This window comes from Pseudomonas sp. Pseu.R1, from assembly GCF_045764065.1.
Classification (GTDB): Bacteria; Pseudomonadota; Gammaproteobacteria; order Pseudomonadales; family Pseudomonadaceae; genus Aquipseudomonas.
Map to the genome: position 1 here is coordinate 3240301 of NZ_JBJGEE020000001.1, position 18699 is coordinate 3258999.

Consider the following 18699-nt stretch of genomic DNA (forward strand, 5'->3'; position numbering starts at 1 on the left):
TTCCGCTGCGCTCTCTTTGCGCTGACGGTGCAAAAAAAGTCCGAAATGCGTCGTCGAACGCTTCTTTTCGGAGCCTTGGTTTGTTTTTTGCAATCTTTGGTAACCGGTACCGTATCAGCGGCTATAGACGCTGGCGAAGACCAACCAGAGCCTGCACGTTTGGGCCTGCCCCATGTGCAATGTGCCAAAAGAGGTCAACGAGATTCATGACTATCAGCGATACGTTGCACCGACTGTTACTCGACAACCTGACCACTGCCACGATTCTGCTCAACTCGGACTTGCGCCTGGAGTACATGAATCCGGCAGCCGAAATGCTGCTGGCAATCAGTGGTCAGCGCAGTCACGGGCAATTCATCAGTGAGTTGTTCACCGAATCCGCCGAAGCCCTCAGTTCGCTTCGTCAGGCGGTGGAACAAGCGCACCCGTTCACCAAGCGCGAAGCCATGTTGACCGCGCTCACCGGCCAGACGCTGACCGTCGACTACGCCGTGACGCCGATTCTGTCGCAAGGCGAAACCATGTTGCTGCTGGAAGTCCACCCCCGTGATCGCCTGTTGCGCATCACCAAGGAAGAGGCTCAGCTTTCCAAGCAGGAAACTACCAAAATGCTGGTGCGTGGTCTGGCGCACGAAATCAAGAATCCCCTTGGTGGCATTCGTGGCGCCGCACAACTGCTGTCCCGAGAGTTGCCGGAAGAAAGCCTGAAGGACTACACCAACGTCATCATCGAAGAGGCCGACCGGCTGCGGAATCTCGTCGACCGCATGCTCGGCTCCAACAAACTGCCATCGCTGGCGATGACCAACGTCCACGAAGTGCTGGAGCGCGTGTGCAGCCTGGTCGAAGCGGAAAGCCAGGGTTGCATCACTTTGGTGCGTGACTATGACCCAAGTATTCCGGACGTCCTGATCGACCGCGACCAAATGGTTCAGGCCGTGCTCAACATCGTGCGCAACGCCATGCAGGCCATCAGCGGGCAGAACGAGCTGCGCCTGGGCCGTATCAGCCTGCGTACCCGGGCAATGCGTCAGTTCACCATCGGCCATGTGCGCCATCGGCTGGTGAGCAAGATCGAAATCATCGACAACGGTCCCGGCATTCCGCCGGAACTTCAGGAAACCATTTTTTACCCAATGGTCAGCGGCCGCCCGGATGGCACCGGGCTGGGCCTTGCCATCACCCAGAACATCATCAGTCAGCACCAGGGGCTGATCGAGTGCGAGAGCCATCCAGGCCACACCACTTTCTCGATCTTCCTGCCGCTGGAACAAGGAGCAGCTTCGACATGAGCCGTAGTGAAACTGTCTGGATCGTCGACGACGACCGTTCCATCCGCTGGGTATTGGAAAAAGCCTTGCAACAGGAAGGCATGACCACGCAGAGCTTCGACAGCGCTGACGGCGTGATGAGCCGTCTGGCACGTCAACAGCCCGACGTGATCATTTCCGATATTCGCATGCCCGGCGCCAGCGGCCTGGACCTGTTGGCACGGATTCGTGAGCTGCATCCGCGTCTGCCAGTCATCATCATGACCGCCCATTCGGATCTGGACAGCGCCGTCGCTTCTTATCAAGGCGGCGCATTCGAATACCTGCCCAAACCGTTCGACGTTGACGAAGCGGTTTCGCTGGTCAAGCGCGCCAATCAGCATGCTCAGGAACAGCAAGGGATGGACGTCGCGCCCGCCCTGACCCGCACCCCGGAAATCATCGGTGAAGCCCCGGCGATGCAGGAAGTGTTTCGCGCCATCGGGCGTCTGAGCCACTCCAACATCACGGTGCTGATCAACGGTGAGTCGGGTACCGGTAAAGAACTGGTTGCCCACGCCTTGCATCGCCACAGCCCGCGTTCGGCCTCGCCGTTCATTGCGTTGAACATGGCGGCGATTCCGAAAGACTTGATGGAATCCGAGCTGTTCGGCCACGAGAAAGGCGCGTTCACGGGCGCAGCCAACCTGCGTCGCGGCCGCTTCGAACAAGCCGACGGCGGCACGCTGTTCCTCGACGAAATCGGCGACATGCCCGCCGACACCCAGACCCGACTGTTGCGCGTACTGGCCGATGGCGAGTTCTACCGCGTGGGCGGCCATGTGCCGGTCAAAGTCGACGTGCGGATCATCGCCGCGACCCACCAGAATCTGGAAACCTTGGTACAAGCGGGCAAGTTCCGTGAAGACTTGTTCCACCGCCTGAACGTCATTCGTATCCACATTCCACGCTTGTCGGACCGTCGCGAAGACATCCCGACCCTGGCCAAGCACTTCCTGAGCCGCGCTGCGCAGGAACTGGCGGTCGAGCCGAAACTGCTCAAGGCCGAGACTGAGGAGTACCTCAAGCACCTGCCTTGGCCGGGCAACGTGCGTCAGTTGGAAAACACCTGCCGCTGGATCACGGTCATGGCCTCGGGCCGCGAAGTGCATATCAGCGATCTGCCGCCAGAACTGCTGAGCCTGCCGCAAGACGCCGCGCCCGTGACCAACTGGGAACAGGCACTGCGTCAATGGGCCGATCAGGCGCTGGCGCGCGGTCAGTCCAGCCTGCTGGACAGTGCCGTGCCGACGTTTGAGCGCATCATGATCGAAACCGCCCTGAAGCATACCGCAGGTCGTCGTCGCGACGCCGCCGTGCTGCTGGGCTGGGGCCGCAACACCTTGACCCGCAAAATCAAGGAGTTGGGCATGAAGATCGATGGTGGGGATGATGATGAAGGGGATGAGGGCTGATCTCAGCACCTCGTAACGTTGTGAGAGCCGGCTTGCTGGTGAACGCGGTGTGTCAGCCACCGAATTTGGTACTGACATATTGCGTTCGCCAGCAAGCCGGCTCCCACAGGGTCGGCATTTCAAATCATTTGCATCACTCGGCCGACGACGGCTTTTCCCACAGGTTGATCCCGCCTTCCACTGCAAACCGGTCGATCTCGGCCAGCTCTTCCTGACTGAAGGTCAGGTTATCCAGCGCACCAACGTTCTCGATGATCTGCTCCGGACGGCTCGCCCCGATCAGCGCGGACGTGACGCGCGGATCGCGCAGCGTCCACGCCAAGGCCATTTGCGCCAGACTCTGGCCACGACGCTTGGCGATCTCGTTCAACGCCCTCACGTGCTCGATGTTCTTCTCGGACAGGTGCGACGCCTGCAACGAACCACCGCCCGGACGGTTGACCCGCGCGTCTTTCGGAACGCCGTTCAGGTATTTGTCCGATAGCAGCCCTTGCGCCAGCGCAGTGAACGCAATCACGCCAGAACCCAGCTCGTCGGTGGTGTCCAGCAAGTCTTTTTCCACCCAACGGTTGAGCAGGTTGTAGGCCGGTTGGTGAATCAGCAGTGGTACTTTCCACTCTTTCAGCAGGCCCGCGATTTCGCGGGTCTTGGCGCCCGAGTACGACGAAATTCCGATGTATAACGCCTTACCCTGCTGCACAGCAGTCGCCAATGCGCCTGCGGTTTCTTCCAGCGGCGTGTCCGGGTCGAAACGGTGTGAATAAAAGATATCCACATAGTCCAGGCCCATGCGCTGCAGGCTTTGATCAAGGCTGGCCAGCACGTATTTACGCGATCCGCCGCCCTGACCGTAAGGGCCAGGCCACATGTCCCAACCGGCCTTGGTGGAGATGATCAACTCGTCGCGGTATTGCTTGAAATCCTCGCGCAGCAGACGACCGAAGTTGATTTCGGCACTGCCGTAGGGTGGGCCGTAGTTGTTGGCGAGGTCGAAGTGGTTGATGCCCAGATCGAACGCAGTGCGCAGCATGGCGCGCTGGGTGTCCATCGGCGTGCTGTCGCCGAAGTTGTGCCACAGGCCCATCGACAGCGCAGGCAACACCAGGCCGCTGCGGCCCACGCGGCGGTAGGGCACACGTTCATAACGGTTTTCGGCAGCGATATAGGTCATTCAATCCTCTCTTCTTTTCTGAATGGCAGGGAGCGATAAGACGCGTCGATAGATAAGCGAGAAAACGAGTATATTCAGCCCTCACTATCCTCGAAAAATGCTTTATTCCTCTCGCTGGCATCGGATTCTGATATGGATATGCGGCAACTGAATGCGTTCATCGCAGTCTTCGAAGAGCGCAACATCACCTCGGCAGCGCAACGCCTGTTTACCAGTCAGCCCACGCTGTCTGTGACGATTCGCCAGCTTGAAGAAGCTTTGGGCACTACGCTGTTCGAGCGTTTGCCCAGGGGCGTGGAAGTGACCGATGACGCGCGCACGCTCTATCCCCAAGCGCGCCGGTTACTGGCCGATGCGCAGGCACTTAGCAATCAATTCCGCCAACGCAATGATCGGCTGACGTTGGAAATCGGCGTTGAAAGCGAAATCGCCGCCAGCCATCTGGAAGCATTTCTCGCCATGGCTTACCGGGTCGTGCCGAATCTGTTGTTGACGTTGCAGGATGGCTGCAGCGGCGATGCGCGCCTCTCTGTGGAGGAAGACTGCTGCGAGGACGAGCTGTTTTTGCCCTTGTGGGAAGAAGCTTTCGCGCTGGCACTTCCTGCGGGTCATCCACTGGCAGAGCGGTCCCATCTGGACGAAGCCGATCTGGCCAACGCGCAGTGGATTACCTGCCCTTCGCACCCTTCCCATCAGCGTTTGATGGAGTTGTACAACCGCTCAGGCGCAGTGGTCGCGACAGCAGGCTCTATGACACTGGCCTTGCGGCTGGTTGCGGCGGGCGCAGGGCTGGCGATGCTGCCGGAATCGATGGTCCACCATCACGCAGGCGTCATCACCCACCCGGCCCGCACGCCCAACCTCATCCGCAGGGTTGGCCTGTGCTATGCGGCACAGGCGCTGGATACGCCAGCATTGAGGATCTTGCACACCCACCTGCAGACGCCACATACGCGGGGCGCCGCAATTCCGTAACAGAAACTCCGAACGACTTGTGGGAGGAATTTATTCGCGAGGCGTCGTTACAGCCGATAGAGATGCCTCAGGTGTACGGTCAATCTCGGAATGAATTCGCTCCCACAGAGGGATTTGCATCGAGCTCGCTAACGCACCAAGTGCAAAAACTGCATGTGCCGCTCGTACTGATCAAGGATGTCGTTGATCACCTGCTCTTTGGTGTAGCCCACCAGGTCGTAATCCTGACTGCCCTCACTCAAATGCACCTCGGCCCGGTAGTAACGGCGGTTGTTGAGTTGCTTGGACCCCATCCCGGCGCGAGCGAATGACGGCGTGAAATAACCCCGCATCGTCACCTGGTAGATGAAAGGTCGCTCTTCGCCGTGGCCGATTTCCAGTCCCACGGTGTGATTCGCCGGATCGGGCTGCGTGACCACGCTCAAGCCTTTTTCGACGAAGACCGCAGTCACGTCTTCGATGGCAGGGCGCACGGTCTGATCGAGAAAGCGGTACACCTCATCTCGGGACGGGAAATGCACCGCCTGACTCAAACGCTGACGCCAACCACCTCGCCGCGCACCGGAGACCGGCGCCAGCGAGTAAAGCTGGGCGATTTGTCGTTGCGACTCCATGTAGAACGCTTTGTGCAAGCCCCACATCATGGTCAACAAAATCAAAGAGAACGGCAGCGAGGTGAGTACAACCGCTGATTTCAGTGCATCGATGCTGCCGGAAAATAGCAAGCCACTGGTGATCAGCGCGGTCATCACGCCCCAGAACACGCGCAGCCACTTGGGGCCGTCTTCATCAGGACTGCCGCCTTTCGCTGACAAGGTCGAAAGCACGACCGTGCCCGAATCCGCTGAGGTGACGAAGAATACGAAGCTGATGAACACCGTGACCGCAATGACGGTTTTACTCCACGGGTAGTTTTGCAACATCAGATAGAGGGTCATGGACGGGTCGTCGATGGCGGACAGGCCGAGCGCCGTCATGCCGTGGTTGAGCACCTGATCAAGTGCGCTGTTGCCGAAGATCGACATCCACGCCAAGGTGAAACCCAATGGAATCAGCAACACGCCGAAGACGAATTCGCGGATGGTCCGGCCACGAGAAATTCGTGCGATGAACAGCCCGACAAACGGCGACCACGCGATCCACCACGCCCAATAGAACACGGTCCAGCCGCCCAGCCAGTCGCTCGGACCGTTGTAGGCATAGACATCGAAGCTCTTGACTGGCAACGCCCCGAGATAATCGCCGATGTTCTGCACCAGCGTGTTGAGCAGATACTGCGTCGGCCCCGCGAACAGGACGAATAACAGCAGCGCACAGGCCAGCAGCATGTTGATGTCGGACATGACGCGCACGCCCTTGTCGACGCCTGCCACCGCCACGATGATCGCCGCGCCCATCATCAGCGTGATCAGGCCCACCTGAATCCAGTGGGTGTGGGCCACGCCAAACAAGTAATCCAGCCCCGAATTCAAGTGCAGCACACCAAAGCCCATGTCGGCGCCTAGGCCGAAGATCGTGGCGATGATGCCGAACCCGTCCACCGCGTAGCCGATAGGGCCGTTGATACGCTTGCCGATCAATGGATAGAGGGCTGAGCGCAACGCCAGCGGCAGGTTGTGGCGATAAGCGAAATAGGCCAGTGCCATGCCGACGAACGCAAACACGCCCCAGCCGTGCAAACCCCAGTGCAGAAACAGCAATTGCATGGCCTGGCGCGCGGACTCGGTGGTGCCGCCCTCGCCCTGCGGGGGTTGCAGCATGTGGGTCAGGGGTTCGGAGACGCAGAAGAAGAACAGCGTGATGCTGATCCCGGCGGCGAACAACATTCCAGCCCAGGACAGGTAACTGAACTCGGGCTCATCGTGGTCGGCACCAAGTTTGATCTTGCCGTAACCGGACAGCGCGGTGACCACGACGAACAGCAGGTAAAGCGTCATCGCCAGCATGTAATACCAGCCGACGGTATTGGCCGCCCAGTTTTGCGCAGCGAGGAGCCACTGGCCAGCGGTGTCGGGAAAGCTGATCACGACCAGCCCGAAGATAAGGATAAAACTGGCAGCGAAGTAGAAAACGGGAGCGTTCATGCGGACCGGCGCGCTGTTTTGCGCGCTCGAAACACTCATGAATCCGCCCTCGTGACGAGGGGTGAAACGTTCAGGCAAAGCAGATACGGCAAGGGTAGGCCTCCTGGTGTGAAGGGCAGCGAACCACCGGTTTAACTTGATTGAACGTTCAATTAAAACATAGAAGGCGGACCGAGGACCAATTGCAGAGCCGACCAGTCGCGTTAGGCGAGGCAATACAGAGCACATTGTGGGAGCCGGCTTGCTGGCGAAAGCGGAGTGTCAGTCACCTAATCGGGTTCAGATATACCGTATTCGCCAGCAAGCCGGCTCCCACAGTGATGCGTGTCGAAACATGGATTTGGGCCTGGCGCCGATTCTGTGGGAGCCGTCTTGGTGCGGGCGGCGTTCCGACGAAGGCGGTTGATCGACCAACATGGAATCTCCCACACGAAAACCGAGGAAAATCAGGGGTTACTTCTGCGTCCCGTCATCGTGCTGCAAGTTCGCCTGATTCACATTGCTGCCTGCAGGTACGCCACGGGTCAGCCAGACGTTACCGCCAATAGTCGAGCCTTTCCCGATGGTGATGCGCCCCAGAATCGTTGCGCCCGCGTAGATCACCACGTCGTCCTCGACGATCGGGTGCCGCGCGTGGCCCTTCTGCAACTGGCCATCTTCGTCTGCAGGAAAACGTTTCGCACCCAGCGTCACCGCCTGATAGATCCGAACACGTTCGCCGATGATCGCCGTTTCGCCAATCACCACGCCGGTCCCGTGGTCGATGAAGAAGCTCGGGCCGATTTGCGCACCCGGGTGGATGTCGATGCCGGTGGCCGAATGCGCCAGTTCGGAACTGATCCGCGCCAGCAGCGGCAGGCCGTTGTTGTACAGGTGATGAGCCAGACGGTGATGGATCACCGCCAGAATCCCCGGATAGCACAGCAACACCTCATCGACACTGCGCGCCGCCGGGTCGCCGTGGTAAGCGGCCAGCACATCGGTGTCGAGAATGCGGCGGATGTTCGGCAAGGCGCTGGCAAAATCCTGAATCAGGCGCTCGGCATGGACATCCGCGCAACTGGCATCCTCGCCGCGCTGGCGAGCCACATAACGCAACTCCAGACGCGCTTGCCCCAGCAGCGAGTTCAGGGCCACATCGAGGGTGTGTCCGACATAAAAATCTTCGCTTTCTTCACGCAGGTCCACAGGACCCAGACGCATCGGAAACAACGCGCCACACAGGGCTTCGAGAATGTCACGCAGCGCTTCGCGGGAAGGCAGTTCACGACCGCCCTTCTCCCCGCTGACACGACCGTTACGGGTGCGCCACTCATCACGTGCAGCGCGCAACTCACCAACGATCCGCTGCAACTGCCAGTGGCCGGTCACGCCTTCGGCACAGGCTTCTGGAGACAGTTCGGGAATAGTGCTCACGCAGATTTCTCCTCAGTTCAACGGCTCGTCAGGCTGGACATGGCCGAGATCGGATCACTCTACGGCAAACAAAACCGGCAAAAAAATAACAATTTTCGTGAGGCTATAACCCGACACCTGTAAGAAACGGGGCGGTTGCCCTGTGGGAATCGTCTGCCTATAGTCCAGCGACTCACTCGAAGACGCCTCGACACGAACATGATCAAACAACAGCTCGACCGTTTTAATCGCCTGGAACTGCTGGGCGCTCCCACTCCGCTGGAAAAACTCGAACGCTTGTCGGCCTGGGCCGGTCGCGACATTTATGTGAAGCGCGACGACATCACCCCGCTGGCCATGGGCGGAAACAAGCTGCGCAAACTCGAATACCTCGCCGCCGACGCCCTGGCCCAAGGCGCCGACACGCTGATCACGGCGGGCGCCATCCAGTCCAATCACGTACGTCAAACGGCAGCGTTGGCCGCGAAACTGGGACTAGGCTGCGTGGCCCTGCTGGAAAACCCCATCGCCACCGACGACAGCAACTACCTGGGCAACGGCAATCGCTTGCTGCTGGATCTGTTCGACGCCAAGGTCGAGCGGGTGGAAAACCTCGACAACGCCGACGAACAACTTCAGGCCCTGTCCGCTCGCTTGAGCGCCAGCGGCAAGAAGCCCTACCTGGTGCCGATTGGTGGCTCAAGCCCCGTGGGCGCGCTGGGTTACGTGCGTGCAGGCTTTGAGCTGGCAGAGCAGATTCAGCAGACACGTCTGGACTTCGCAGCGGTCGTGTTGGCTTCGGGCAGCGCGGGCACTCACAGCGGTCTGGGTCTGGCGCTGGCAGAAGCTTTGCCACAACTGCCGGTGATCGGCGTGACCGTTTCGCGCCCGGAAGAAACCCAGGCGCCGAAGGTGCAGGGTTTGGCGGAACGTACCGTTGAGCTTTTGGGTGAATCCTTGCCCGCCGCGTTCAAAGTGAACCTCTGGGATGAGTATTACGGTCCACGCTATGGTGAGCCGAATGCGGGCACCTTGGCGGCAGTGAAGCTGGTGGCGAGTCAGGAAGGCCTGTTGTTGGACCCGGTGTACACCGGCAAGGCCATGGCCGGGTTGCTGGACGGCATCGGCCGCCAGCGCTTCGACGACGGCCCGATCATTTTCCTGCACACCGGCGGTGCCCCGGCGTTGTTTGCATACCCCGGCGTTTTCTCCGGACAGTAATTAGGGCAGTTGTGGGAGATTCTATGTCGGCTGGTCAATCGCTTTCGCCACCAAAGGCGGCTCCCACAAGGATCAGCGTCAATCACAAATCCAGGGCTCCCACAGATGTCGCGAAATCTGACAAACCGCATACATAGACCAAAACAAACTAAATAAACTATTTTTAATTCTTTTTCATCCTGAACGCTTGCTCATATCATCGCCGCCAGTCGCTTCGACAACACCCGTCAGACCGCTGAAAAAGCTGGATAAAGCGGCGATGTCACAGTAGTTTCGTCAGGTCTGAGGCGCACCTGACATACCAATTAAAACAGGGGACTTACATGAACATGTCTGCAATCCGCCGCACTTTTCTGCTGTCGGCCTTCAGCTTGGTGCTCGGCACCGGTCTGGTGAGCCACGCTGTCGCTGGCGAGCAACTGGAAACCATCAAAAAGAACGGCACGCTCAACGTCGGCCTGGAAGGCACTTACCCGCCGTTCAGCTTCGTCGGTGAAGACGGCAAGCTGACCGGTTTCGAGGTCGAATTCTCTGAAGCACTGGCCAAGGAACTGGGCGTCAAGGTCAAGCTGACCGCCACTCCATGGGCAGGCATTCTGGCTGCGCTGGAATCCAAACGTCTGGACGTGGTCATCAACCAGGTGACCATTTCCGACGAGCGCAAGAAAAAGTACGACTTCTCTGAGCCCTACACCGTTTCCGGTATTCAGGCCCTGGTGCAAACCAAGGATGCGGGCAAGTTCAAAACCGCCAATGACCTGACCGGCGCAAAAGTCGGCGTGGGTCTGGGCACCAACTACGAAGAATGGCTGAAGGCTAATGTGCCGGGCGCCATCGTCAAAACCTACGACGATGATCCGACCAAATATCAGGACCTGCGTGTAGGCCGCATCGACGCCATTCTGGTCGACCGCCTTGCCGCACTGGAACTGATCGCCAAAACCAAGGACAAGCTGGCGGTTTCCGGCGAACCGTTCTCCCGTCAGGAAGCCGGTATCGCGATCCGCAAAGGTGAGCCTGAACTGGTCGACGCGCTGAATAAGGCCATCGACAAGCTGCGCGCTGACGGCACCCTCGCCAAGCTGTCCGAGAAGTACTTCAAGGCTGACGTGACCAAATGATTCCAGAGAGCCTACAGCTCGCGCTGGACTCCGCGCCCTTTCTGCTCAAGGGCGCGTATTACACGGTGGGTCTGAGTCTCGGATCGATGTTCTTCGGGTTGGTGCTGGGCTTCGGCCTGGCACTGATGCGGCTGTCGAAAGTCTGGGTCATCAGCGCCATCGCCAGGGTCTACGTGTCATTCTTTCGCGGCACTCCCCTACTGGTTCAGCTCTTCATGATTTATTACGGCCTGCCGGATCTGGGCATCGAACTGGATGCGATCACGGCAGCGCTCATCGGTCTGTCCCTGAACATGGCCGCCTACGCCTGTGAAATCCTGCGCGCCGCCATCGGTGCGGTGGATAAAGGCCAGTGGGAAGCGGCCGCCAGTATCGGCATGACCCGCGCCCAGACCATGCGTCGGGCGATCCTGCCGCAAGCCGCGCGCACGGCATTGCCACCGCTGGGCAACAGCTTCATTTCACTGGTCAAAGACACCGCCATGGCCGCCACCATTCAGGTGCCGGAAGTGTTCCGTCAGGCGCAGCTTATTTCGTCGCGCACGCTGGAAGTCTTCACCATGTACTTCACCGTCGCGGTGATCTACTGGGTGTTGTGCACGGTGCTCGCGCACTTCCAGAACCGGCTTGAAGCCCGGGCCAACCGCCATGATGTGGAGTCCTGAGGCATGATCACCGTTGAAAAACTGACCAAGGAATTCAAGGGCAATCAGGTCCTCAAGGGCATCGATCTGAAGGTCGAGCCGGGTGAAGTGGTCGCCATCATTGGTCCCAGCGGCTCAGGCAAAACCACTTTTCTGCGCTGTCTGAATTTTCTTGAAGAACCCACCAGCGGCACCATCGTAGTCGGCGACATCAAGATCGATGGCAGCCGCCCGTTGAGCCAGCAGACCGGTCTGATCCGCCAGTTGCGCCAACACGTCGGTTTCGTGTTCCAGAACTTCAACCTGTTCCCCCATCGCACGGCGCTGGAAAACGTCATCGAAGGCCCGACCATCGTCAAGAAGGTTCCTCGCGAACAAGCGCTGGAACTGGGCCGCAAGCTGCTCGCTAAAGTGGGTCTTGCAGGCAAGGAAGACGCCTACCCCCGTCGCCTGTCTGGCGGGCAGCAGCAGCGAGTCGCGATTGCCCGCGCGTTGGCCATGGAACCTGAAGTCATCCTGTTCGACGAACCGACCTCGGCCCTCGACCCTGAGTTGGTCGGTGAAGTGCTCAACGCGATTCGCGCGCTGGCCGAAGAAAACCGCACGATGGTCATCGTCACCCATGAAATGAAGTTCGCCCGGGACGTCGCCAACCGGGTGGTGTTCATCGACAAGGGCGTGATCGTCGAACAAGGCGAAGCCAAAGAACTGTTCGCGAACCCCAAGGAAGAACGTACAAGGCAATTTCTGGAGCGCAGTAGGAATTAGTCCTACAACACGTGCTTAAAAAACGGCGTCTCTTGGCGCCGTTTTCTTTTTTTCGAACATTTGGAAACGGTGCAACACCCCCGCTGTTCGGGAGTGACAGGGCGAACTTTCGACTTTTCCTATCAAATTTTTCAATACGAACCGTGGGCACCTTCAGGCGTTACACGCCAGATCCGAAACGTTTTGTTTGATGTTAAAAGCCGTTCCGCTTTCCGACCCAGCCGTACTCACGATCAGACTATCTGTCTCGACGAGTAGGCAAACTTCTTTTTTTCAACTACTAGAGCTGGTTAAACCGTAGGAAATGTCTGTTTCTTTAAATCATGAAGTTTTACACCTTCAACCCTGTTGACAGATATGCAGCAACACAATTAGCTGAATGAAGAAAATCGGACCTTTAAGACCATTTAAATCAAGTCCGAAATTGGAACTGTTTGTATGGTTTGCCAACAATGCGCATCGAGCGTGTACTAACGGCATAACGTTCCTGGGACGTTTACAGCAGCGAACACTGCTGCAGGACGAATTCAGACCTACTATTCAACGAGCGTACGAAGATGATCAAAACCCCTGTCAGCCAAACACCCCTCAAGCTTTTTGCGCCTTATTTACCTCAGTCGAACCGGCAGGGCATTGGCGCACTCGCGGCCACTCACCTGCTGGTAAACATTGATCCATATCCCGACATGGAAAGCGGCGACCTGATTGAACTTTTCTGGGGCGATTGTTATGTCGCGTCAACACTTTTATCAGATTCTGACATTGGTTATACAACCGTCCTACATGTTCCAGAGAGTTTCCTACAAACAGGCAAGGTTAAAACTTACTACCGGGTAACGAAAATCGGCAGTGAGCCGGTTAAATCTCCGGGTCGCAAAATGTGGGTCAAACTGGAAATACCGGGAGGGCATCTGGTTGGTATCGATGGCGAGGAAAATCAAGGGCTGGCGCCGGTCAAGTTTTCCGAGCACCTGCCAGAAACCGGCCTGACCTCTCGGCATCTCGACGAAGGTATCGAGCTGGTCATCGAGCGCTATCCACACATGGAGGCCTACGATGAAATCACCCTGCGCTGGGGAGACAGGCGTATGGACTTCCCCGCACTGACCGAACAGCAAGTAGGCAGCGCGATCAAGTTGCACGTACCGGGGGACTTGATCAGAGAGGCCGGCGATGATGAGCATCAAGAGGTGACGTATTGCATCATTGACCGCGTCGGCAACAATTCCCTGTGGGCGCCGCCCCGCTCAATTCGGGTCAACATTCCTGACGGGGCAAGCCTTGAAGGTTGAAGCCGTCTGCCAGTCAATACGCAGTCGCGGTACTGAAACTCCATGCCGCGACGCCCGACTGCGCTGCCCCCGTGACGAACTCCACAAAACCCACCGGCAAAAGAAAAATCCCACAAAACGGATCAACCCTCCCCTACATCTCGTTTCACGCCCTTCGAACGCTCGCTGCTAGCCTGCTGGGAAACTCTTCACGAGACGTTCGCCATGCGCTGCAAACATATCGTCAAGTACCTGGTTTTGCTGATGCTGTTTGGCTCCTGCCTGACCTGGGCAGGCCACTTGGGGGGCCATCAAAGCCTCTGCGCGCCTTCTATGCTTATTCCTAAATGTTAGTTTATTTAATCTTTATACGTGTTTAGGGTATATGCACCGGACCACCGGACCACCGTCAGTTTTCCTGCCGCCATCGCGGTATTGATTCGAGGTTCGAATGGTCACGCACAACTACCCCAGTGTCCACGCTCGCGAAGGTCGCCATCATGACTGAGCCGAGCAGCCTGGCCTTCCAGCGCCCACTGGACGTAGCCCCCCCTTTGCATTCGGCCAACGTTCTGCGCAACGACGCCGAAGCCATCGCCGCCGCCCATGAGCTGGCCGCGCAGATTCGCCCTACCGCTGCCGTGCGTGATCGCGAACGTCAGCTGCCATGGGCCGAGATCGAGGCCTTCACCCGCAGCGGGCTGGGCAGTATCTCGATTCCCCGAGCCTTCGGTGGCGCCCAGGTGTCGTTCGAAACCGTCGCGAAAGTGTTCGCCATCCTCTCTGCGGCGGATCCGGCAGTCGGACAAATCCCACAGAATCAGTTCGGCATTCTCAATTCGTTGAACGGCGCCGCCAGTGAGGCGCAGAAGAAGATCCTGTTCGAGAGCGTGCTCAACGGTGCCCGTATCGGTAATGGCGGGCCGGAGCGAGGGACCAAAAACACGCTTGACGTAAAGACACGCCTGACCGCCGACGGTGATCATTTTCTACTCAACGGCCGCAAGTTCTATTCGACTGGCGCCCTGTTCGCCCACTGGGTCGCAGTCAAGGCGATCAATGACGACGGCAAGCAAGTGCTGGTGTTCGTGCCACGGGGTACGCCGGGCCTGCATATCATCGACGACTGGTCCGGTTTCGGGCAGCGCACCACCGCCAGTGGCAGCGTGTTGCTGGACAACGTGCGTGTCAGCGGAGATCTGGTCATTGAAAACTGGAAGCTGGCCCTGTCTCCCAACATTCAGGGCGCGGTCTCCCAACTGATTCAAGCAGCCATCGACGCGGGCATCGCCCAAGAAGCCATCGACGAAAGCATTCGTTTCGTGCGCGAACGTGCGCGACCATGGATTGAAGCGAACGTCGAACGGGCCAGTGACGACCTTTACGTGATCGCCGACATCGGCAAGTTGAAGCTGGAGCTGCATGCGGCGCAAGCCCTGCTCTACAAGGCCGGGCGTGTGCTCGATGAAATCGCTGCTGCGCCCATCGACGCGCAGTCCGCCGCCCGAGCCTCCATTGTCGTGGCCGAAGCCAAGGTGCTGACCACCGAAATTGCCCTGCAAGCCAGCGAGAAGCTGTTCGAGCTGTCCGGCAGCCGAGCCACGCTGGCCGAGTTCAACCTCGACCGCCACTGGCGCAACGCACGCGTCCATACCCTCCATGACCCGGTGCGCTGGAAAGTCCACGCCGTCGGCGCCTGGCACCTCAACGGCACCCTGCCTGCCCGTCATTCCTGGATCTGAACCAGACAACTGGAAGCACATGTATGAGCCTTCAACCTTTGCCGCGTGACTCGCAGGCGGCGACCCCGATCATCCAAAATGACGCTCAGGCGCTGGAAATTGCCCACGCCTTGGCGGCCACCTTCACGCAACACAGCGCCCAACGCGACCGGGAACGTCGCCTGCCTCATGACGAACTGGAGCAGTTTTCCCGCTCGGGCTTGTGGGGCATCAGCGTGCCGAAAGCCTTTGGCGGCGCGGGGGTGTCCAGCGTCACCCTGGCCGAAGTCATTCGCATCATCTCAGCGGCGGATGGCTCGCTGGGGCAGATTCCGCAAAACCATTTTTATGCGCTTGAAGTGCTGCGCGTGAACGGCAGCCCAGAACAGCAGAAACGTCTGTACGCAGATGTCCTGGCAGGCCAGCGTTTCGGTAACGCCTTGGCGGAGCTGGGCACCAAAACCGCCCATGACCGCACCACCCGTCTGAGCCGCGACGGCCAAGGCTGGCGCATCAACGGTCGCAAGTTCTACTCGACCGGTGCGATTTACGCCCAGCGCATTCCGACCTCAGTGATTGATGACGACGGCATTCAGCAACTCGCGTTCGTCCCCGCAGACGCACAAGGTCTGAGCGTCATCGACGACTGGAGCGGTTTCGGCCAGCGCACCACAGGCAGCGGCTCGGTGGTGTTCGATAACGTTTACGTCAGCGATGAAGACGTGGTGCCGTTCCAAACTGCTTTCGAGCGCCCCACCACCGTCGGCCCGCTGGCGCAGATCCTTCACGCCGCCATCGACACCGGCATCGCCCGCGCGGCCTTTGAAGACGCGTTGCATTTCGTGCGCACCCGCACTCGGCCATGGATCGACTCCGGCATCGAAAAAGCGGTCGATGATCCACTTACGCTGCACAGCTTCGGCAAGCTCGGCATCCGTCTGCACGCCGCCGAGGCCTTGCTGGAACGCGCCGGGGAATATTTGGATCGCGCACAAGCCGACAGCACTGCCGAGAACGTGGCCGAAGCGTCGATCGCCGTTGCCGAAGCCCGTGCCATCAGCACTGACATCTCCTTGGCTGCCGGTAGCACCCTGTTCGAACTGGCCGGCTCGCAATCGACGCTGGCCGAACACGGGCTGGATCGTCACTGGCGCAACGCGCGGGTCCACACGCTGCACGACCCGGTGCGCTGGAAGTACCACGCCATCGGCAACTTCTATTTGAACGAGGTGAATCCACCGCGCCGGGGGACGATCTGATGAGCAAGAAAAAGATCCTGCTCAATGCGTTCAACATGAACTGCATCGGCCACATCAATCATGGTTTCTGGACCCATCCGCGAGACACCTCCACCCAGTACAAGACCCTCGACTACTGGACGAATCTCGCACAACTGCTGGAGCGCGGGCTGTTCGACGGGCTGTTCATCGCAGACATCGTCGGTGTCTACGACGTGTACCAGAAGTCCATCGACGTCACGCTGAAGGAGTCGATCCAGCTACCGGTCAACGACCCGCTGCTGCTGGTGTCGGCCATGGCGGCGGTCACGAAAAACCTTGGTTTCGGCCTGACCGCCAACCTCACCTACGAAGCGCCGTATCTGTTCGCCCGACGCATGTCTACGCTGGATCACCTGACCCGGGGGCGCGTGGGCTGGAACATCGTTACCGGTTATCTGGACAGCGCGGCCAAGGCCATGGGCCTAAAGGAGCAGATTGAGCACGACCGTCGCTACGATCAGGCCGACGAGTATCTGGAGGTGTTGTACAAGCTCTGGGAAAGCAGTTGGGAAGATGACGCAGTGATCGAGGATCGCCAGGCGCGAGTCTATGCCCAGCCCGAGAAAGTGCACTACGTGCGCCATCAGGGCGAGTTCTATCAGGTCGAGGGTTATCACCTCTGCGAGCCGTCGCCGCAGCGCACGCCCGTGTTGTTTCAGGCGGGCAGTTCGGATCGCGGCTTGCAGTTCGCGGGTAACAACGCCGAATGCGTGTTCATCAGTGGCCAGAACAAACCGGCGACCCGCGAGCAGGTAGACAAGGTTCGCGCCAGCGCCGTGGCGGCCGGACGCAACCCGGATGACATCAAGGTTTTCATGGGGTTGAACGTGATTGTCGGTGCAACCGAAGCAGCAGCCCGAGCCAAGCATGCCGAATACCTGCAATACGCCAGCGCGGAAGCGGGGCTTGCGCATTTCGCGGCGTCCACTGGGATCGATTTTGCCGACTACGAACTGAACGAGCCGATCCAGCACGTCAAAGGCAACGCGATTCAATCAGCAACGAAGATCCTCAAGAACAACGACTGGACCCGGCAGAAGTTGCTGAATCAGCACGCACTGGGCGGGCGTTACATCACCGTCATTGGCTCGCCTGAACAGGTGGCTGACGAACTGGAATCCTGGATTGCCGAAACCGGCCTGGACGGCTTCAACCTGACCCGCATCGTCACGCCGGAAAGCTATGAGGACTTCATCGATCTGGTGATTCCCGAGCTGCAGCGGCGGGGGTCGTACAAGACCGCTTATGAGCACGGGACCTTGCGCGAGAAGCTGTTTGGCGAGGGCTCGGCGCGGTTGCCGGAGCGGCATGCGGGGGCGGGATACAGAACAGCAAGCACGCTCGGCAACGCGACACCGGTTTAACGACGAACGAAGGCCCAACTGTGGGAGCGAATTCATTCGCGAGAGGACGGTACAGCCGATGGAGATTTGTCGCCTGAGCACCCGCATAGCGAATGAATTCGCTCCCACAGAGATCTGCGACAGGCCGATATACCTCATACCGACATTGAAACGGAAAACAACACATGACAAAAACGCTGCTCACCCTGGCCCTCTCCCTTGGCCTGTTCACTGGCGCCATTCAAGCCGCCGACCAACCGCTGAAAGTCGGCACAACTGCCGCCTTCGCCATCCCGCTGGAAGCTGCTGTCGCTGAAGCCGACAAACAAGGCCTGAAAGTCGAGCTGGTGGAATTCACTGACTGGATCGCGCCCAACGTCAGCCTCAACGCAGGCGACATCGACGTGAACTACTTCCAGCACATTCCGTTTCTGGAAAACGCCAAGGCCGCATCGGGCTTCGATCTGATCCCCTACGCGCCGGGCATCATCAACAACGTCGGCCTGTATTCGAAGAAATACAAAAGCTTCGATGAACTGCCCACCGGCGCCACCGTGGCCATCGCCAACGATCCGATCAACAGCGGACGTGGTCTGCAATTGTTGGCCAAGGCCGGTCTGATCACCCTCAAACCCGGCGTTGGTTACAAAGCCACCGAAGACGACATCCTTACCAACCCGAAGAAGATCAAGCTGATTCAGGTCGAGGCCGTGCAACTGGTGCGCGCCTATGACGACGCGGATCTGGTACAGGGCTACCCCGCTTACATCCGTCTGGCGAAGACCTTCGATGCAGGCTCGGCGATTCTGTTCGACGGTCTGGATCACCCGGAATACGTCATCCAGTTCGTGATCAAGCCCGACCACAAGAACGACCCGCGTCTGGCCAAGTTCATCGACATCTATCAACACTCGCCTGTGGTGCGCGCCTCGCTGGATAAAGTGAACGGCTCGCTGTATCAGGTCGGCTGGAAGAACTGA

General features: G+C 58.9%; 15 protein-coding genes. 12 read left to right on the top strand and 3 right to left on the bottom strand.

Features of this window, described 5'->3' with window-relative positions; all coding sequences use genetic code 11:
* Window positions 1-206 precede the first annotated feature (206 nt).
* Together glnL and ntrC are read left to right on the top strand one after the other, a co-directional pair.
* Entirely contained in the window at window positions 207-1292 is a 1086-nt protein-coding gene (gene glnL, locus ACI5GA_RS15055) for a nitrogen regulation protein NR(II) (RefSeq protein ID WP_404636813.1), read from the top strand.
* Window positions 1289-2725 carry a nitrogen regulation protein NR(I) gene (ntrC, locus tag ACI5GA_RS15060; protein WP_421423187.1) on the top strand — a complete coding sequence of 479 codons (1437 nt, stop codon included), beginning with the start codon at window positions 1289-1291 and terminating at the stop codon, window positions 2723-2725. Before glnL ends, ntrC begins: the two co-directional genes overlap by 4 nt.
* A 133-nt stretch (window positions 2726-2858) precedes the next feature.
* Here the strand turns inward: ntrC and mgrA are convergent, their stop codons facing one another.
* A complete protein-coding gene (gene mgrA / locus ACI5GA_RS15065) occupies window positions 2859-3896 on the bottom strand; it encodes an L-glyceraldehyde 3-phosphate reductase (RefSeq protein ID WP_404636817.1) in 1038 nt (345 codons plus the stop codon).
* A 132-nt stretch (window positions 3897-4028) separates the two neighbouring features.
* On the opposite strand from mgrA, the gene ACI5GA_RS15070 reads away from it, so the two are divergent.
* On the top strand, window positions 4029-4871 hold the full coding sequence (locus ACI5GA_RS15070; protein ID WP_404636819.1) for a LysR family transcriptional regulator: 843 nt from the start codon (window positions 4029-4031) through the stop codon (window positions 4869-4871).
* A gap of 128 nt (window positions 4872-4999) precedes the next feature.
* On the opposite strand, the gene betT is transcribed toward ACI5GA_RS15070, so the two are convergent.
* The gene (gene betT, locus ACI5GA_RS15075; protein WP_404636821.1) at window positions 5000-6994 is read right to left on the bottom strand and encodes a choline transporter BetT; all 1995 of its coding nucleotides are present in this window, start codon (window positions 6992-6994) and stop codon (window positions 5000-5002) included.
* 414 nt (window positions 6995-7408) lie between these two features.
* Window positions 7409-8353 (bottom strand): serine O-acetyltransferase EpsC, encoded by a 945-nt coding sequence (gene epsC, locus ACI5GA_RS15080; RefSeq protein WP_404637020.1) that lies wholly within the window; start codon window positions 8351-8353, stop codon window positions 7409-7411.
* A gap of 216 nt (window positions 8354-8569) precedes the next feature.
* Here epsC and ACI5GA_RS15085 point away from each other — a divergent pair, with 216 nt between their 5' ends.
* From ACI5GA_RS15085 to ACI5GA_RS15125, 9 genes are all read left to right on the top strand, one after another.
* Window positions 8570-9571 carry a D-cysteine desulfhydrase gene (locus tag ACI5GA_RS15085; RefSeq protein ID WP_421423190.1) on the top strand — a complete coding sequence of 334 codons (1002 nt, stop codon included), beginning with the start codon at window positions 8570-8572 and terminating at the stop codon, window positions 9569-9571.
* A gap of 323 nt (window positions 9572-9894) precedes the next feature.
* On the top strand, window positions 9895-10692 hold the full coding sequence (gene tcyJ / locus ACI5GA_RS15090; protein ID WP_404636825.1) for a cystine ABC transporter substrate-binding protein: 798 nt from the start codon (window positions 9895-9897) through the stop codon (window positions 10690-10692).
* The gene (tcyL, locus tag ACI5GA_RS15095; protein ID WP_404636827.1) at window positions 10689-11357 is read left to right on the top strand and encodes a cystine ABC transporter permease; all 669 of its coding nucleotides are present in this window, start codon (window positions 10689-10691) and stop codon (window positions 11355-11357) included. The genes tcyJ and tcyL overlap by 4 nt, the downstream gene beginning before the upstream one ends.
* Window positions 11358-11360: 3 nt before the next feature.
* A complete protein-coding gene (tcyN, locus tag ACI5GA_RS15100) occupies window positions 11361-12104 on the top strand; it encodes an L-cystine ABC transporter ATP-binding protein TcyN (RefSeq protein WP_421423192.1) in 744 nt (247 codons plus the stop codon).
* Window positions 12105-12661: 557 nt separating this feature from the next.
* Window positions 12662-13396: a hypothetical protein gene (locus tag ACI5GA_RS15105; RefSeq protein ID WP_404636831.1), complete on the top strand. Its 735-nt coding sequence runs from the start codon at window positions 12662-12664 to the stop codon at window positions 13394-13396.
* Between the two features lie 479 nt (window positions 13397-13875).
* Window positions 13876-15117, top strand: a complete 1242-nt coding sequence (locus ACI5GA_RS15110; RefSeq protein WP_421423194.1) for an SfnB family sulfur acquisition oxidoreductase — start codon at window positions 13876-13878, stop codon at window positions 15115-15117.
* A gap of 23 nt (window positions 15118-15140) precedes the next feature.
* Window positions 15141-16355 (top strand): SfnB family sulfur acquisition oxidoreductase, encoded by a 1215-nt coding sequence (locus ACI5GA_RS15115; RefSeq protein WP_421423196.1) that lies wholly within the window; start codon window positions 15141-15143, stop codon window positions 16353-16355.
* Window positions 16355-17740: an LLM class flavin-dependent oxidoreductase gene (locus tag ACI5GA_RS15120; protein ID WP_421423198.1), complete on the top strand. Its 1386-nt coding sequence runs from the start codon at window positions 16355-16357 to the stop codon at window positions 17738-17740. The genes ACI5GA_RS15115 and ACI5GA_RS15120 overlap by 1 nt, the downstream gene beginning before the upstream one ends.
* Before the next feature lie 164 nt (window positions 17741-17904).
* The gene (locus ACI5GA_RS15125; RefSeq protein WP_404636839.1) at window positions 17905-18699 is read left to right on the top strand and encodes a MetQ/NlpA family ABC transporter substrate-binding protein; all 795 of its coding nucleotides are present in this window, start codon (window positions 17905-17907) and stop codon (window positions 18697-18699) included.

Excerpts from the sequence above, each read along its gene's own strand:
- glnL (WP_404636813.1), top strand. The coding sequence starts at position 207 with ATGACTATCAGCGATACGTTGCACCGACTGTTACTCGACAACCTGACC.
- ntrC (WP_421423187.1), top strand. The coding sequence starts at position 1,289 with ATGAGCCGTAGTGAAACTGTCTGGATCGTCGACGACGACCGTTCCATC.
- mgrA (WP_404636817.1), bottom strand. The coding sequence starts at position 3,896 with ATGACCTATATCGCTGCCGAAAACCGTTATGAACGTGTGCCCTACCGC.
- ACI5GA_RS15070 (WP_404636819.1), top strand. The coding sequence starts at position 4,029 with ATGGATATGCGGCAACTGAATGCGTTCATCGCAGTCTTCGAAGAGCGC.
- betT (WP_404636821.1), bottom strand. The coding sequence starts at position 6,994 with ATGAGTGTTTCGAGCGCGCAAAACAGCGCGCCGGTCCGCATGAACGCT.
- ACI5GA_RS15085 (WP_421423190.1), top strand. The coding sequence starts at position 8,570 with ATGATCAAACAACAGCTCGACCGTTTTAATCGCCTGGAACTGCTGGGC.
- tcyJ (WP_404636825.1), top strand. The coding sequence starts at position 9,895 with ATGAACATGTCTGCAATCCGCCGCACTTTTCTGCTGTCGGCCTTCAGC.
- tcyL (WP_404636827.1), top strand. The coding sequence starts at position 10,689 with ATGATTCCAGAGAGCCTACAGCTCGCGCTGGACTCCGCGCCCTTTCTG.
- tcyN (WP_421423192.1), top strand. The coding sequence starts at position 11,361 with ATGATCACCGTTGAAAAACTGACCAAGGAATTCAAGGGCAATCAGGTC.
- ACI5GA_RS15105 (WP_404636831.1), top strand. The coding sequence starts at position 12,662 with ATGATCAAAACCCCTGTCAGCCAAACACCCCTCAAGCTTTTTGCGCCT.
- ACI5GA_RS15110 (WP_421423194.1), top strand. The coding sequence starts at position 13,876 with ATGACTGAGCCGAGCAGCCTGGCCTTCCAGCGCCCACTGGACGTAGCC.
- ACI5GA_RS15115 (WP_421423196.1), top strand. The coding sequence starts at position 15,141 with ATGAGCCTTCAACCTTTGCCGCGTGACTCGCAGGCGGCGACCCCGATC.
- ACI5GA_RS15120 (WP_421423198.1), top strand. The coding sequence starts at position 16,355 with ATGAGCAAGAAAAAGATCCTGCTCAATGCGTTCAACATGAACTGCATC.
- ACI5GA_RS15125 (WP_404636839.1), top strand. The coding sequence starts at position 17,905 with ATGACAAAAACGCTGCTCACCCTGGCCCTCTCCCTTGGCCTGTTCACT.